Source organism: Streptomyces sp. NPDC003720 (genome assembly GCF_042875075.1).
GTDB lineage: Bacteria > Actinomycetota > Actinomycetes > Streptomycetales > Streptomycetaceae > Streptomyces.
The window spans coordinates 1-15,854 of record NZ_JBIANZ010000013.1; the positions used below are offsets into that span (position 1 = coordinate 1).

A 15,854-nucleotide genomic window follows, 5' to 3' on the forward strand; every position below is an offset into this window, starting at 1 on the left:
CCATCGACGAGGTCAAGGCGAAGCTGGCCGGCATGGGCCTGGCCCTGAAGGACAGCCCGCCCGGATTCGACCCGACCGCCGCCGCGGACGCCTTCAGTGCGGACGATGGCGGGAGTACGGGCTTCATGGAGACCGAGCAGTACTGATCGCTGCGCGGCCTGTGCGTCGGCACGCCGGAGGGTGCTCCGCAATCGTGGGTCAGGGGCTGTCCCAGGTTTCACCCTGGGACAGCCCCTGACCCACGCGTCATAGCGACTCAGTGCTTGAAGGCGTCCTTGGTCTTTTCCTTCGCTTCACGGGCGTCCCCCGTGCTCTTCTTGGCCTGCCCCTCGGCGGCCATACGGTCGTTCCCGACGGCGCTTCCCAGAGCCTCCTCGGCCGTGCCCTGAGCCTGCTCGGACTTCGCCTTGGCCTTCTCGCCGGCACTCATGGAATACGCCTCCTCGTAGTGTCGTAGCCGCTGTCGCGGTGAAGACCTGCTGCCCTGGCATCTCCTTAACAAACAAGGCGTTGTCCATGAATGATGGGCGCAACGAAGGGCATTCGGTGGCCAGGAGGTTGATAACAATGGTTCCCCTGCTTCTCGTTCTTCTGCTGGCCCTGATCCTCTTCGGTGCGGGCTTCGCCCTGAAGGCACTGTGGTGGATCGCAGTGATCGTTCTGATCGTGTGGGTGCTCGGCTTCGTCGTCCGATCCGCGGACGGCGCGGGCCGCAAGGGCCGCTGGTACCGCTGGTAGCCGCGCCCCTCGGGTGCGAGGGGCGCTGTTGACAGCGGAGGTTGACGTGGGGCCCGGCCGGTGCGGCCGGGCCCCACGTCGTGCAGTAGGCCCCATCCCCTCGAGTGACGGGGATGGGGCGTGTTGCGAGCATCGGGGGGTATGTGCGACATGCATCGGCCCCGCAGAAGTCGCAGCGGAACCCTGCGCCTCCTAACTCTGCGGGGCCGATATACAGGCTCCTACTCGTCCAGGGAAGTCATTCCAGAAAGCCGTTGATGGGCGCCGCCTTGAATTCCGTCGCGCCCGCCGTGGTGATGCCGCCGGCTGAGCCGGGCAGCCGCAGAGAGCCAAGTCCGCTCACGTACAGGTCGGCCGTTCCGTCCCCGACCGTGTCACGCAGCCGTACCACGCCACCGAACTGCTCGTCGGCCGTCAACTGGCCAGGGACACCGGCGGTGTTGCGGGCGAACCACTGGGAACCGGAGCCGGACAGGCCGCCCGCCCGCCCCTTGAGGACGTGCACGCCGCCCGCGTACTCCTGGCCGTCTATCTCCTCGCCCCGCACGCCGACCGCGAGGTCCGCGTAACCGTCGCCGTTGACGTCGCCCGCGGAAATAGAAGAGCCGAACTCGTCCCGGTTCTCAGGGGTTCCGGCGACGCCACTGGTCGACTGGGTGATGCGGGTGCTTCGGGACGGGCCGGCGGACGAGCCGTACCAGACGCTGACGCGGCCCTTGTGCTTCGAGTAGAGGGATGTGCCGACGGCGATGTCACCGTAGCCGTCCTTGTCGAAGTCGGCGATGACACCGTCGCCGCCGCGTTCGGCACTGCCGCCGTCGCCGGGCTCGGATTCCAGGCGGAGGCTGCTGCCCGGGGTGAGCGAGGTGGCGCCCCCCTTGATGAACCAGACATCGGACGCGACGGATTCGGGGCCGACCACGTCACCGATGATCGCGAGGTCGGTCTTCTTGTCGCCGTTGACCTTGCCGGAGATCAGGGCGGTGGCGTAGAAGGACGACGTCTTGTCGAGCTTGGTCACGGCGCCGGTGGTGCCGGAGCGCTTGAGCGGGCCGCGGTAGACGTAGGTCATGGCCTCGTTGATGACGGCCAGGTCCTGCTTGCCGTCCCCGTTGAAGTCGCCGGTCGCCAGGTCCCTGCCCATGTAGTTGTTGCGGCCCGGGTTCTTGTTCGGGAGGGTCGTGCCCGTGGACAGGCCGGAGGGAGAGCCCCAGAGAATCGTCACGGCGCCCTGGAAGCCGTTCTCGCCGGTCGCCGCCACCGCGAGGTCGCCGTATCCGTCGCCGTCGAAGTCCGCGGCGGCCCGGACCTCGCCGAACATGTCGTCGGCTTCGTCGGAGCCGGGCACGCCGGGGCTCGACTGGGTGATGCGCTGCTTCGTGGGGCCGGGCCCGGTGGCGGTCCCGAAGACCACGCTGACGCCGCCGCCCCCTCTGGCGCTGAAGCTCGAGTAGGCGTAGTCCCGGTAGCCGTCGCCGTTGAAGTCGTCGCCGTACTTCGCGGGCGCGGCGCTCGCTGACGCGGCGGGCAGAGTGAGGGGGATGAGGCCCGCTACCAGGAAGGTGGCGAGCGTCGGCTTTGTGCGGACGAGCATAAGTGTTCGGGCTCCTTGTGAGTCGCGGAGGCGATGGGCTCAGTCGGCGGCGAACTGGGCGCCCCGGGGGAGATACGTGGCCACTGGTGGGTGCGGGCGCCACGTCGTTCGCCGAGAGTTGCTCCAGGGTGAGGCGTGAGGTCCGCGAACAGGAGACCGATCATGGGGCCGAACGGTTGTACGTTCGCCCAGAGCAACGTCGTAAGTGCTTGTTGGAGTGGCCTCCATATCGACGCCGCCGTCGGACAGTTGGCCGCCGACGACTTCCACGTCACCGACGAACTGCTCACCCGGCCCTCCCCGCGGACCAGCACACCGAAAGCGCCCGCCGGTCGGCGCAGGAACGTCTTCCGCCACCGGATCTGCCCGCAAAGAGCGGGGCCCAGTCTCACTGGGCCCCGCTCTCTCCTGCTTGCGGTCACCAATACATGACCGACGCGTTCGCAGAACCCCACGTGGAGTACATCCGGACGCGCAGGACATACCGGCGCCCCTTGAAGAGTTTGACCTCGAAGCGGCCATTGCGGTCCTCGCCGCTGTCGTCCTCGCCGGTGACGTAGCGCAGGTTCTCGTCATCGGCCTGCTCGAAGAGGACCATCTTCACGTCGGCGTCTCCGAAGGTGCCGAACTGGTACTTCTGGCTCTTCTCCGGGATGATCCCGTAGTCGGCCTGTTCTCCTGAGGCGAGGGTAAGGACCGACGACTCGAACGGCTTCAACTCGTCCATGTGAGGGGCCAGCGGCGGATACCATGATCGCACGTACTCCTTGTCCTGCTCAGACACTTTGAGCGGAGAAGGAATGCCGTTCCGATACTCCTCCGGCCGATTGATCAGACCGGGTCCGAAGCCGTATTCCATGATGGACTGCACGTCCCAGTGCGAACCGGTCACCTGGTCCGTGGAGAGTTTGCGGATTATGTTGTTGTAGGTCGTCTCATGGGGCCAGAAATTGGGTGGGCCTGCCATGGAGCGGTAGACGTTGTCCGCGTTCCAGTCGATGCCGGCGAACGGATTCTGGTGCTCATGGCAGAAGCCGATGGCATGCCCTATCTCGTGCCGGACCGTGGCCTTGCCGTAGGGCGAGGTAGGGTCCCATCCGAAGTTCATCGTGGCCTGTTCGACGCCGATGCCGAGACAGTCCGTACCGACGTATGACCAGGATCCGTCATCGGCAAAGGTGATCCGGATCTCCGATTCCGCAGGGTTGTCCTCGGGACGGAACTTCAGTCCGATGCCAAGGCCCTCCCACTCCTCGAAACCGTTGTGGACCTCGGTCAACCATGCTTTTGCCACGCCGTTGTCGGCACCGTTGAGAAAGCTGTACCGCAGCTGGGTGCCGTTCACCCACTTCGAGTGATTGGCCAGTATCGCCCTGGTCCGCGGAAGGCTGAGGCTCGAGGGCAGCGTGGGGATTCGCTCCGGGGGCTGGGCGCAGTACCGCAGAGCTTCCTTCTCCTGTTCAGCGGTCATGGTGATGCCCCTGACTTTCGTGCTCGTGACGTCGTGCTCGTGGCGGGCTCAGATGTCCACGTTCACGCCGCCGGGATAGGCGTACTGGTCGTACGGGCGCATCGTCACCGTCTTCCACGCTCCGGTCGAGCCGATCTGAAGGCAGGAGTCGAACGGGTACAGATAGGTGTAGACGGGCCCGTAGCGGCCCTCCCACTTGTAGCCGTCGTCGGACTCGGCGTACCAGTAGAAGAACTGCTGATTGTTGGGTGCGAGGAGGATTCGCTCGTAGGGCTTGATGCGCCACCAGCCCATGGTCCGGTAGTTTCCGTACTGCCCGCATCTCTGCGGGTCCCAGTACATTCCCACCACCTGGATCGTCGAGGAATGACTGTTTCGGAAGTACGGCATGATCATGCTCCTCGCTGCTGAGACGCCTCTATGTGCTTGCGCCACCGCTCCGCGAGAGTGGTCTGCGGCACTTCTTCCGCCGACACGACGGGAGGTGGCTGTGCCGCCGCGACATTGGCGTCACCGGCCGCCTGTACCTCGGCCTCATGGAGCGTCGAGTCGAGCCCGCTCCTGACGTCCTCTTCAGGTGCCTCCTGAAGCAGTTCGACAGCCGGCTCGAAACTCTGGAGCGGTGCTGGGACACCCGTCGGTTGATTGTTGGACATACCGAATCGCCCCATCGCTTTCTACTCATGGCGGGATTCCCAGGACATGCCTGGGCGGAGAGCGATTGACCGTTGAAGGGCCGTGCTCGGTCTCACTCATGATCTTGGAGTGCTCGACGGGTGATTGCCGACCACAGTCGGCGAATCCCGGTCGAACCGATGCCCCTGCATTCGATGCTGCGCCAGTTTTGGCCGTCGTGCATCTCAGGAATCGCCTTTACCGGAGTGATGTTTACCGGTTAACGGCTGAACGGACCAGGCGAGATGCCTGCAAGCAGAAGTCTTTGTGGACCGCAGTGAAGGCGTCCTGGCGCGGGCTTAGATGCCATTTCAGTGAGTCTGCGGTGGCATATCAGGTGGCGGCGATGGCTGCGATTGGTCAGCTCATCTGCTGTCGCCCCAGCAGACAGGCCTGTTCCTTCTTCAGGGTGGTGAAGCCCGTAGAGGTCGCTGAGACGGCGGTTCACGCGAGCGAGACATTCTTGACGCTGCGACAGCCGCAACCCGTTGAGGTAGGTGACGACTTAGCCGACGAACGCCAGCCCGATGGTGACGACCACTGCGATCATGAGGGGCGATAGCAGATGAGGGTTGCTGCGATACCTGCGCACACTTCGCAGCGGCGGTGGAGTCGGCGGATGTCGCCGAGGCGGCTCACTCCGCTCGGCGGTCCCGCGGTGCCGGCCGAGCCGGGCGGCGGTGAACCTGGACGGCTGCACCCCACCGACCCGCCGCTGCCGACACCGACAACATTTCGGCCAGAGTGGCCAACATGCGATTGAAAAGTGGCGGTTGACGATCACGATCAGGTCAACCTAGGCTCATTCCCGGTTCGAGCACGAAGGCCGAACGGGGGAGGCGTCGCTTCGCGGCGCGTTAGGGGGCCAAGAAATTTTCACGACTTGTTCAGGTGCCGTAGGCCGGATCGTGCGCATCCTGGTTGCCTAGGCCACCTTCCCTCCGTTCACTCTGGGGCGTTCCGCGGTCCGGCTGTTCGCTGTCCGTCGCCCCTGTGACCACTGTTTCTCGCCGTCGGCGATTCCGGTGATGATGCTGAAAGCGCCCGGGAGCGCAGCGTTGGCTCAGTCGTGCCCACGTGAGGTGTTGTGTGTCCAGTCCTTTCGAAGAGAACGATGGCAGCTACCACGTGCTGCTCAACGACGAAGAGCAATACTCCCTGTGGCCGGCCTCATTGGGCGTGCCCGCGGGATGGCGGATCGCACTGAACGAGGCGAACCGCCAGGACTGTCTCGCCTTCATCGAGGAGAACTGGTCCGACATGCGGCCACGCAGTCTTCGCTCGGCCATGAAGTCCACCACAGGTACCTGTTCCGCCGTCGAAAGTTGAACTCGAAATCAGGAGGGCGACGCGTGCGCTCGCACATACTTGGCCGCATTGAACTCGACCAGGAACGCTTAGCGAAGGACCTTGCCCACCTCGCCGCGGTGCCCACCGTGGAGGAGGAGTACGACGAGTTCAGCAACGGGTTCTGGAAGAACATTCCGCTGTACAACGCGAGCGGCGGAATCGACGACAGGCTGTACCGTGACCTCAACGGCTCACCGGCGCGGCCCACCGACCACGTGGAGCACGTTCCCTACCTCAGCGAGATCATCACCACGGTCTACAACGCCGACCGGCTCCAGATGGCCCGCACCCGGAACCTGAAGAACGCCGTCATCATCCCGCATCGGGACTTCGTGGAGCTGGACCGCGATCTCGAGCAGTACTTCCGCACCCACCTCATGCTCGAGGACAGTCCGCTGGCCTTCCACTCGGACGACGACACGGTCATCCACATGCGGGCCGGCGAGATCTGGTTCCTCGACGCGGCCGCCGTCCATTCGGCGGTCAACTTCGCCGAGTTCAGCAGGCAGTCGCTCTGTGTCGACCTGGCCTTCGACGGCGCGTTCGACGAGAAGGAAGCCTTCGCGGACGCCTCCGTCTACACCCCGAACCTCCGCCCCGCCGTTCACGAACGCGCGCCGTTCACCAAGGAGCGGGAAGCCGGGATCCTCGCCCTGTCCGGCGTGATCGGACGTGAGAACTTCCGGGACATCCTGTTTCTGCTGTCCAAGGTCCACTACATCTACGACGTTCATCCGAGCGAGACCTACGAGTGGCTCGTGGCCGTCTCGAAGGGCGTCGGGGACGACAAGATGGTGGAAAAGGCCGAGCAGATCAGAGACTTCGCCATCGGCGCACGGGAACTCGGCGAGCGCTTCTCGCTGACCACCTGGTAAGCGGCCGGAGAACGGGCCCGGGGGAACAGTGATCGAGGAGATACTTCCCGTCGACGTGATGTCCGCGGAGGCCTTCGACGACGACGCGGACACTCATCTCTTCGCCGAGGAAAGAGCGGCCGTCGCCGACGCCGTGCCGCGGCGCAGACAGGAATTCTCGACAGTGCGCCGATGCGCTCGAACAGCGCTCGGCGAACTGGGAATTCCCCCGGTTCCCCTGCCGCCCGGAACGGGCAGGGCCCCGCAATGGCCGCCCGGAGTGGTCGGCAGTATGACGCACTGCTCCGGATACCGCGCGGCCGCGGTGGCCCGGGCCAGTCGGCTGCATTCCGTGGGAATCGACGCCGAGCAAAGTGCCCCGCTTCCCCAGGACGTGCTCGACCTGGTGGCCCTGCCCGACGAACGGGACCTCGTGGAAGGGCTCGGCGCGCGGAGCGACGCGGTGCCGTGGGACCGATTGCTGTTCAGTTGCAAGGAGGCGGTCTACAAAGCCTGGTTCCCGCTGGCCCAGCGAATGCTGGGGTTCGACGGGGCCCGGATCGACATCGAGTCCGGCGGGTTCTTCTCCGCGCGGTTCCTGGTGCCCCCGCCCCGGGCGGCCGGGAATCCGGTACCCCGGCTCACGGGGCGCTGGATGCACCGCGACGGGCTCATTCTGACAGCCATCGCCCTCCCCTGTCCGTAAACGAATCCCCGTCATGCGCCACGCGCATTCGGGCACCCTCGCGCGCCTTTCCTGGGACGGAAAACCGATGACCGAATCGCCCACGTTCACCGAGACCTTCACCGTCACCGCCGACAACCCCCTGTTGCGCGGGCACGTCGTGTACGGTCGCAGCCTCATGCCCGGTGTCGGCTACGTGGACCTGGCGCTCCAGGTGCTGGCCCGGCACGGACACCCCATGCCCGAGGTGGAGCTGCGCAACCTCACGATCCTCGCGCCGCTCGTCGCCGGGCCGGGTGAGGCCGTCCTGACCACCGTCGAGGGCCGCCCCGCGGCCGGCGGGGGATGGCGCGTCGAGGTGCGCAGCCGCCGCGCCCAGGACACCACCGACGTGCTGCACGCCGTCGTCACCGCCCACCACCGCGGCCCCGTCGCCTTCACGGAGCGGCTCCCGCTGCCGGTTCAGGGGGCGACCCGGCGCACCACGATGGACGAGATCTACACCTGGTGCCGGGAGTACGACCTGTTCCACTCGGGTCTGATGAAGCTCGGCGGTGCGGTCCACCACCGTCCCGGCGACTGGATCGCCGAGCTGGAACTCGCCCCCGAGCACCAGGCCACCACCGGCGCGTTCCTGTTCCACCCCGCCCTCTTCGAAGCCGGGCTCCTCGGCGGCGGTGTCGCCCTCGGCATGCTGCACGGGGACAACGACGGCCCCGGCCTCTATCTCCCGCTGATGTTCGACCGCTTCCGCGCGGCCGGACCCCTCGGTGGGCGCTGTTACGTCCGGGTGCCCGCCGACTCCGTGCGCCGCGACGACGAGCTCATACGACTGGTCGTGGAGTTCTACGACCACACCGGCCAGAAGGTCGCCGAGGTGGGGGAGTTCGTCGCCAAGCGCATCCGCGCGGCCGACGCGCTCGACGTCCGCGGCGACGCTCCCGCCGCGCCGCCCGCAGCCGTCGCTCCTACACCCACTCCTACGCCTGCGCCTGCGCCTGACCCGGTGGCGGATGCCCGGCCGGTCTCGGCCGTGTTGCGGGAGCTGGTGGGGGCTCGGCTGGGTGTGCCCGTGGACGCGGTGGACGTGGGCCTGGGGTACTACGAGTTGGGCTTGGGATCGGCCGATCTTCTGTCGTTGGTGGCGGAGTTGGACGAGCGCCTGTCGGTGGAGTTGTCGCCGACGGTGATGTTCGAGCACCGGACGATCGAGGAACTGGCGGCGTGGCTGGAGCCACAACTGCCCGCGGGTGCCCTCGCTGCAGCGCCCGCCGCACCCGTCGCCCCCGCGCCCGCCCCACCGGTCGTCTCCACGCCTGCCGCGCCGGTCGCCCCCGCACCGGTCGCCCCCATGCCCGCCGTACCGGCTGCTCCCGCACCGGTCGCCCCCGCGTCCGCCGCCCCAGCCACCCCCGTCCCGCCGGCCCCCGTGTCGGCTCCCGCCGCCGGGGTTCCGGCCGACACGGCCCACGTCCCGCACGCCCACGGCACCCCCGAGGCCCTTTCCGTCGTGCGCACCGCCCTCGCCGGAGACGTGGCGGCCCTTCTCGGGGTGCACCAGGACGATGTGCACCCCGACGCGGAGCTCGGCGAGTTCGGGCTGGACCTGGGCGGACGCGCGCGGCTCGTCGAGCGGGTGAACGAGCGGTACGGGCTGGCGCTGACTCCGGGCGTCTTCGGCGAGCACCGCACGCTGCACGCCCTGGCGACCCACCTCGTCGGCGTTCACGGCGTGTCGGACACACCCGGTGCCCGGGGCGCCGCGCCGGGCACCGCCGTCCCGCAGGCCCCCTTCCGGAACACCACCGCCCCGCGAGCCCACCCCCTGCTCCAGCGGACCCTGCCCGGCGGCGGGGCGGACGAGGCGACGTACGAGACGCTCTTCGACGGCTCGGAACCGTATCTGCGGGACCATCAGGTCCGCGGCGGCCGGGTGCTGCCCGGGGTCGCGCATCTGGAGATGGCGCGCGCGGCGGTCGCCCGGGCGCTGGGCAGGGAGGACACCGCCGCCGTCCGGCTGACCGACGTGGTGTGGCTGCGGGCCGCCGTGCACGGCCCGGACGGACTGACGCTGCGCGTGCGCGTGCGCACCGGCGGGGAGGGCTGCGCGTACGAGATCCTGGCCGTAAGACCCGACGGTGCCACCACTCTGTGCGGCCAGGGCCGGGCTAGCCTCGCCGGGGACACCACCCGGCGCACCCTGCCCCTCGCCGCGCTGCGGGCCGCGTGCACCGAGGCGACGTACACCGGCGAGCACGTCTACGGCCTGTACGGCGGCCTCGGCCTGCAATACGGCCCCTCCCAGCGGTCCCTGACGGAGCTGCGCACCGGCAGGGACGCGGAGGGCCGCCGCCAGGTTCTCGCCGAGCTGCGCCTGCCGGAGGCGGCCGAACCGCTGCACGGCGGCCTCATGCACCCGAGCATCCTCGACGGCGCCCTCCAGGCCACCATCGGCCTGTGGCTGGGCGACGGCGGTTCGGCGACGCTCGCCCTGCCGTTCGCGCTCACCCGCGCCGAGGCCCTGGCCGACTCGCCCTCCCGGGCGTACGCCTGGATCCGCCACCAGCCCGGCAGCGGCACCGACCGGGCCTCCGCCCGGCTGGACGTCACCGTCATGGACGAACAGGGCCGCGTGTGTGCGGAGCTGACCGGGCTCTCCAGCCGTCCGCTGCCCGCCGTCGAGACGCCGGCCGAGCCCGAGGCCGTACGTCCCGAGCCCGAAGCCGTGCGCCCCGGTGACACCGCGATCATCGGCGTGGGCGGCCGCTACCCCGAGGCCGCCGACCTGGACGAGTTCTGGCAGAACCTGCGCGCGGGCCGCGACTGCGTACGGGAGGTCCCCGCCGACCGCTGGAACCAGGGTCGGTACGCCGAGGCCGGTGCCGGCGGCTGGGGCGGCTTCCTGGACGACATCGACCGGTTCGACCCGCTGTTCTTCCAGATATCGCTGCTGGAGGCCGACCACCTCGACCCGCAGGAGCGGCTGTTCCTGCAGTGCGCCCACCACACCCTGGAGGACGCCGGATACACGCCCGACCGGCTCTCGCGCGGCGCGAAGGTCGGCGTCTTCGTCGGCGTGATGTACCAGGAGTACCAGCTTCTCGGCGCCCAGGCGCAGGAGCGCGGCGAGCCCGCGGCCCTGTGGGGCAGCGCCTCCACGGTCGCCAACCGGGTGTCGTACTTCTACGACTTCCACGGGCCGAGCATGGCCGTGGACACCATGTGCTCCTCCTCCCTGACCGCCATCCACCTGGCCTGCGAGGCCATCCGCAGCGGTCAGTGCGACACCGCGCTCGCGGGCGGCGTCAACCTCACCCCGCACCCGAACAAGCACCTGGTGCTGGGGCAGCGCAAGTTCCTGTCCAGCGACGGCCGGTGCCGCAGTTTCGGCGAGGGCGGCGACGGCTACGTGCCCGGCGAGGGCGTCGGCGCCGTGCTCCTCAAGCCGCTGGAGCGGGCCGTCGCCGACGGCGACCGGATCCTCGGGGTGATCAAGGGCACCGCGGTGAACCACGGGGGACGCACCTCCGGCTACTCGGTGCCGACCCCCGTCGCCCAGGGCGAGGTCATCGCCGACGCGCTCGCCGCATCCGGCGTCGACCCGCGCGCCCTGAGCTACCTGGAGGCCCACGGCACCGGCACCGCCCTGGGCGACCCGATCGAAGTCAGCGGCCTTGAGCGGGCGTTCAGCCGCACGGGCGGGGCGCCCGAACGGCTCGCCATCGGCTCCGTGAAGTCCAACATCGGGCACCTGGAGTCCGCCGCCGGCATCGCCGCCGTCACCAAGGTGCTGCTCCAGATGCGTCACGGCGAACTGGTGCCCAGCCTCCACTCCACGGCGCTCAACCCGCACATCGACTTCGACCGCACGCCGCTGCGCGTCCAGCGGACTCTGGAGCCGTGGCGACGCCCCGTGCTGGAGGGCCGCAGCCTGCCCCGGATCGCCGGGGTGTCCAGCTTCGGCGGCGGCGGCTCCAACGCCCACGTCGTCATCGCCGAGTACCGGCCGCCGGCCCGCCCGGCCGAGGCCCCGGCCGATGGCCGCCCCGCGCTGCTGGTGCTCTCCGCCAAGAGCGAGGGCCAACTCGCCGAACAGGCCCGTCGTCTGCACGCCCGGCTCGGCGAGGCGGCCGACGCGGACCTGCCCGCGATCGCCTGGACCCTCCAGACCGGGCGCCTGGCGCTGGAGGAGCGCTTCGCCTTCGCCGCGACCAGCCTGGCCGAAGCCCGCGCCCGGCTCGCCGCCTTCGCCGCCGAGCCGGGCGCGACGGGCCCCTGGTACCGGGGCACCGTCCGCCCGGACCGGCCCGCCGACGTCCCGGCGGTGCGCACCGCCCTGGACGCCTGGACGCGGCAGGGCGCGTACGAGGACCTGCTCGCGCGCTGGGCCGGCGGCGCCGACGTGCGCTGGGAGGACGCCTGGCCGGCCGGCGGCACGGTGCGGCGCATCGGCCTACCCGGTTACCCGTTCGCCCGCGAACGCTGCTGGTTCGACCTCGACACCGCGGGCGCGCCGCACCGGCCCGCGCCGGCCGCCGGCTCCCCGGCCGCCTCCGACGTGGTGCTGCTGCGGCCCGAGTGGGCCGAGCGGCAGGCCGCGAACGGGGCGACGGGCGCCTTCACGGAACGGCACGTCGTGGTGCTCGGCCTCGCCGCCGACGCGCGCGACACCCTGCGGGCCGCGCTGCCCGCCGGGGTCGGGTGCACCTTCCTCGAACCGGCGGACGCACCGCTGGACCGGCAGTACACCGACGCCGTGCGGCAGGTCTTCACGCTGGCCCGGCGACTGCTGGAGCAGGGCGTGCGCCGGCCCACGCTGCTCCAGGTCGCGGCCGTCGGCGACAGCGACCGACTGGCCTGCTTCAGTGGTCTGGGCGCGCTGCTGCGCACGGCCCACCTGGAGAACCCGAAGCTGCACACCCAGTACCTGGAGTGCCTGGACGGCGCGTCGCCCGCCACCCTCGCCGCCCGCCTCGCGGCCGAGGCCACCGCCGACCCGGAACCGGAGGTACGCCACCACGACGGCCGCCGCCAGGTCCGCCGCCTCACCGAGGTCACCGGCGCCCGGCCCGCCGCGGCGCCCTGGCGGGAGGACGGCGTCTACCTCGTCACCGGCGGCCTGGGCGGGCTCGGGCTGCACGTCGCGCGGGACATCGCCGCCTCGGTCGCGCAGGCCACGGTGATCCTCACCGGGCGCTCGCCGCTGACCGACGAGCGGCGCGCGGTGCTGAGGGAGCTGCGCACCACCGGCCTGACCGTCGAGTACGAGAGCGTCGACGTCGCCGACCGGGACGCGCTCGGCGCCCTGCTGGCCCGGGTGACCGCGGACCACGGCCCGCTGACCGGCGTCCTGCACGCCGCCGGGGTGATCGAGGACAACTTCGTCGTCCGCAAGAGCCCCGGGGAACTCGACCGGGTCCTCGCCCCCAAGGTCACGGGACTCGTCCACCTGGACGAACTGACCCAGGAACAGCCGCTGGAGCTGTTCGTCTGCTTCTCGTCCCTCGCCGGCGCGTTCGGCAACCCCGGGCAGTGCGACTACGCCGCCGCCAACGCCTTCATGGACGCCTACGTCGGGCACCGCGAGCGGCTCGTGAGCGCCGGGCGGCGCAGCGGCCGTACCGTGTCCGTCAACTGGCCGCTGTGGGACGAGGGCGGCATGGGCGCCGAGGGCCCCGTCCGCGAGCAGTTGCGCGCCCTGGGCCTCGCCCCGCTCGACACGCAGCGCGGCCTCGCCGTCCTGCACCAGGCCCTGGCCGGCGCGGAGGGCGGCGTCACGGACGGCAGGCTGCTGGTGGTCGCGGGCAGCCGCGAGGCGCTGCTGAGCCGGCTGACGGAGCGCGCCGGGGAGACGGCACCGCAGTTCGTCGCAACGCAGAACGCGCCCGCGCAGATCATCACGGCCACGGCACCGCAGGCCCCCGCTCCCGTGACGGCGGCCGGCGGTGGATCCGCACGGTCGGTGGAGGATCGCGCCGTGGCGCACCTCAGGCGCGTGCTGGCCTCCGCCCTCAAACTCGGGCCCGAGCGCCTGGACCCGGACACCCCGCTCGAGCGGTACGGCATGGACTCCGTGCTCGCCGTGACCATGGTCCAGCCGCTGGAGGACGCCTTCGGGCCCCTGTCGCGCACCCTGCTGTTCGAGGTGCGGACGGTGCGCGGGCTGGCGCGGTTCCTCGCGGAGGAGCACGCGCAGGCGCTGCGCGAACTCGTCGGCGAGCCGGCGCACGAGGCCCCCCGGCCGCAGAACACCGCAGCCGAGACGGCCCGGCCGAACACCGCCGACGCCACCGCCCGCACCCCGGTCCCGCCCGCGGCGGGCCAGGACATCGCGGTCGTCGGCATCGGCGGACGCTACCCGCACGCCGATGACCTGGACGCCTTCTGGACCGCGCTGCGCGAGGGCCGGGACTGCGTCACCGAGGTCCCCGCCGACCGCTGGAAGACCGACGGCGGCCAGTACGGCGCCTTCCTCGACGGCATCGACCGGTTCGACCCGCTGCACTTCGGCATCTCGCCCCGCGAGGCCGCCGCCATGGACCCCCAGCAGCGGCTGTTCCTGGAGACGGTGTGGCACCTGCTGGAACAGGGCGGCGTCACCCAGGAGGTGATCGAGCGCCGCTACGGCCGGCGCGTGGGCGTGTACGTGGGCGCCGCCTACCAGATGTACCGGGCCGACGCGTCCGAACCGGTGCTCGCGGCGCTCACCTCCTCCGCCTCGTACAACCTCATCGCCAACCGCGTCTCGCACTTCTTCGGCCTCGAGGGTCCGAGCCTCGCCGTGGACAGCATGTGCACCTCCTCGGCGATGGCCGTCCACCTCGCCTGCGCCGACCTGCTGCGCGGCGAGTGCGAGCTGGCCGTCGCGGGCGGTGTCAACCTGACCGTGCACGAGGACAAGTACGTCGCGCTCTCCGAGATGCGGCTGCTCGGCACCCACCCGGGCAGCCGCAGCTTCCGCGACGGCGACGGCTACCTGCCCGCCGAGGCGGTCGGCGCCGTACTGCTGAAACCGCTGGACGCGGCGCTGCGCGACGGCGACACCGTCCTCGCGGTCATCAAGAGCACGTCCTCCCTGCACGGAGGCCGCTCCAACGGCTTCATGACGCCCAGCCACCGCACCCAGGTCGCCGCCATGCGCCGGGCACTGGAGCGGGCCGGTGCCGAACCGGACTCCATCGGCTACGTCGAGTCCGCCGCCAACGGCACCGCGTTCTCCGACGAGATCGAACTGCGCGCCCTGCGCGAGGTGTTCGCCGGGATCTCCCGCCCGGTGCCGGTCGGCGCCGTCAAGTCCAACCTCGGCCACCCCGAGGCGGCCTCCGGCATCGCCCAGCTCACCAAGGTCGTGCTCCAGCTCCAGCACGGCCGGATCGCACCGCTCGTCGCCGCCGGCGCCGCCAACCCCCGCCTGGACCTGGACGGTTCGCCGCTCGAACTGTGCGACCGGCTGACCGACTGGGAGCCGCGCGGCGGCACGGACATCGGCGGCCCGTCCCAGCCCCGCCGCGCCCTCATCAACTGCGTCGCCGCGGGCGGCAGCCACGTCAGCATGGTCGTCGAAGCACCGCCGGCCGCCGCGGAGGCCCCGGCCGCCACCCCGGACACCGCGCCGCAGATCGTCGTGGTCTCCGCCCGGACCGAGGAACGCCTGGCCGCTGCGGTACGGCGGTTGCACGACCACCTGGCGGCCCTGCCCGACGAGGACGGCACCGTGAGCCTCGCCGACATCGCGTACACCACGCAGCTCGGCCGCGAGCCACTGCCCGAGCGGCTCGCCGTGGTCGCCGCCGACCGCGCCGCACTGACGCGGGCGCTCGCCGATCACCTCGCGGGCACCCCCACGGCCGTACCCGTACACCGGGGCAACGCCGACGACGACCCCGGACCCTGGACGTCCGTCCTGGCCGGCGCCCGCGGCGAGGCATTCCTCACCGGGCTCGCCGAGGACCGGGCCCTGGAGGAACTGGCCGCCCTGTGGGTGTGCGGGGCCCGGGTGCCCTGGAGCGCGCTGCACACCGGGCGGCGCCGGATGGTGCCCCTGCCGGCCACCGCGTTCGAGGCGGGCAGCTACTGGGTCGGACACGCCTCGCAGGCGGCCGCACCGACGACGACGGCACCAGACCCCCTGCCGGCCGCCGGCGCCGTCACCGACGCCGAACAGACCATGGCGCAGGCCTGGGCCGACGTCCTCCAGGTCGACGCGGCCACGCTGACCGCACGGACCGACTTCTTCTCGCTCGGCGGCAACTCGCTGCTGGCCACCCGGCTGATCAACCTGCTCAAGGAGCGGGCGGGCGTCGAGCTGCCGACCGAAGCGGTCTTCAACGCACCGCGCCTTTCCGACATGGCCCGGGAACTGGGCGCCCGCCTCCCGGTGGCCGGGGACGCGAGCACCCGCGAGCTGGAACTGATCCTCGAAAGCATCGCCCTCGTCGAGCACATGAGCGACGAGGAGCTGGACGCGCTGGACATCGAGAGCTGAGG

General features: G+C 70.5%; 9 protein-coding genes and 1 pseudogene. 6 read left to right on the forward strand and 4 right to left on the reverse strand.

All coding sequences use genetic code 11. The features are described from left to right. Positions 1–146, forward strand: a pseudogene (locus tag ACFYU0_RS31020) (DNA-directed RNA polymerase subunit alpha); the annotation flags it as partial. A 110-nt stretch (positions 147–256) separates the two neighbouring features. Here the strand turns inward: ACFYU0_RS31020 and ACFYU0_RS31025 are convergent. Further along, entirely contained in the window at positions 257–430 is a 174-nt protein-coding gene (locus ACFYU0_RS31025; RefSeq protein WP_351668572.1) for a CsbD family protein, read from the reverse strand. 137 nt (positions 431–567) lie between these two features. On the opposite strand from ACFYU0_RS31025, the gene ACFYU0_RS31030 reads away from it, so the two are divergent. Then, the gene (locus ACFYU0_RS31030) at positions 568–738 is read left to right on the forward strand and encodes a hydrophobic protein (RefSeq protein WP_133932947.1); all 171 of its coding nucleotides are present in this window, start codon (positions 568–570) and stop codon (positions 736–738) included. Between the two features lie 238 nt (positions 739–976). Here ACFYU0_RS31030 and ACFYU0_RS31035 read toward each other — a convergent pair whose 3' ends face one another. The 3 genes from ACFYU0_RS31035 to ACFYU0_RS31045 all read right to left on the reverse strand — a co-directional run bounded on the left by ACFYU0_RS31035 (position 977) and on the right by ACFYU0_RS31045 (position 4,193). Then, positions 977–2,332 (reverse strand): FG-GAP and VCBS repeat-containing protein, encoded by a 1,356-nt coding sequence (locus ACFYU0_RS31035; RefSeq protein WP_389305422.1) that lies wholly within the window; start codon positions 2,330–2,332, stop codon positions 977–979. Positions 2,333–2,750: 418 nt separating this feature from the next. Continuing rightward, a complete protein-coding gene (locus tag ACFYU0_RS31040; protein ID WP_389305424.1) occupies positions 2,751–3,803 on the reverse strand; it encodes a M12 family metallopeptidase in 1,053 nt (350 codons plus the stop codon). Between the two features lie 48 nt (positions 3,804–3,851). Then, a complete protein-coding gene (locus ACFYU0_RS31045; protein ID WP_351668566.1) occupies positions 3,852–4,193 on the reverse strand; it encodes a hypothetical protein in 342 nt (113 codons plus the stop codon). A gap of 1,374 nt (positions 4,194–5,567) precedes the next feature. On the opposite strand from ACFYU0_RS31045, the gene ACFYU0_RS31050 reads away from it, so the two are divergent. The 4 genes from ACFYU0_RS31050 (at position 5,568) to ACFYU0_RS31065 (ending at position 15,852) form a co-directional block, all read left to right on the forward strand. Further along, positions 5,568–5,807 carry an MbtH family protein gene (locus ACFYU0_RS31050; RefSeq protein ID WP_389305426.1) on the forward strand — a complete coding sequence of 80 codons (240 nt, stop codon included), beginning with the start codon at positions 5,568–5,570 and terminating at the stop codon, positions 5,805–5,807. A 23-nt stretch (positions 5,808–5,830) separates the two neighbouring features. Beyond that, complete coding sequence (locus tag ACFYU0_RS31055; protein ID WP_351668562.1) at positions 5,831–6,703, forward strand: aspartyl/asparaginyl beta-hydroxylase domain-containing protein; 873 nt, start codon at positions 5,831–5,833, stop codon at positions 6,701–6,703. 28 nt (positions 6,704–6,731) lie between these two features. Then, positions 6,732–7,388 (forward strand): 4'-phosphopantetheinyl transferase superfamily protein, encoded by a 657-nt coding sequence (locus ACFYU0_RS31060; RefSeq protein WP_351668560.1) that lies wholly within the window; start codon positions 6,732–6,734, stop codon positions 7,386–7,388. Between the two features lie 67 nt (positions 7,389–7,455). Further along, positions 7,456–15,852 (forward strand): SDR family NAD(P)-dependent oxidoreductase, encoded by an 8,397-nt coding sequence (locus tag ACFYU0_RS31065; protein ID WP_389305429.1) that lies wholly within the window; start codon positions 7,456–7,458, stop codon positions 15,850–15,852. Positions 15,853–15,854 lie beyond the last annotated feature (2 nt).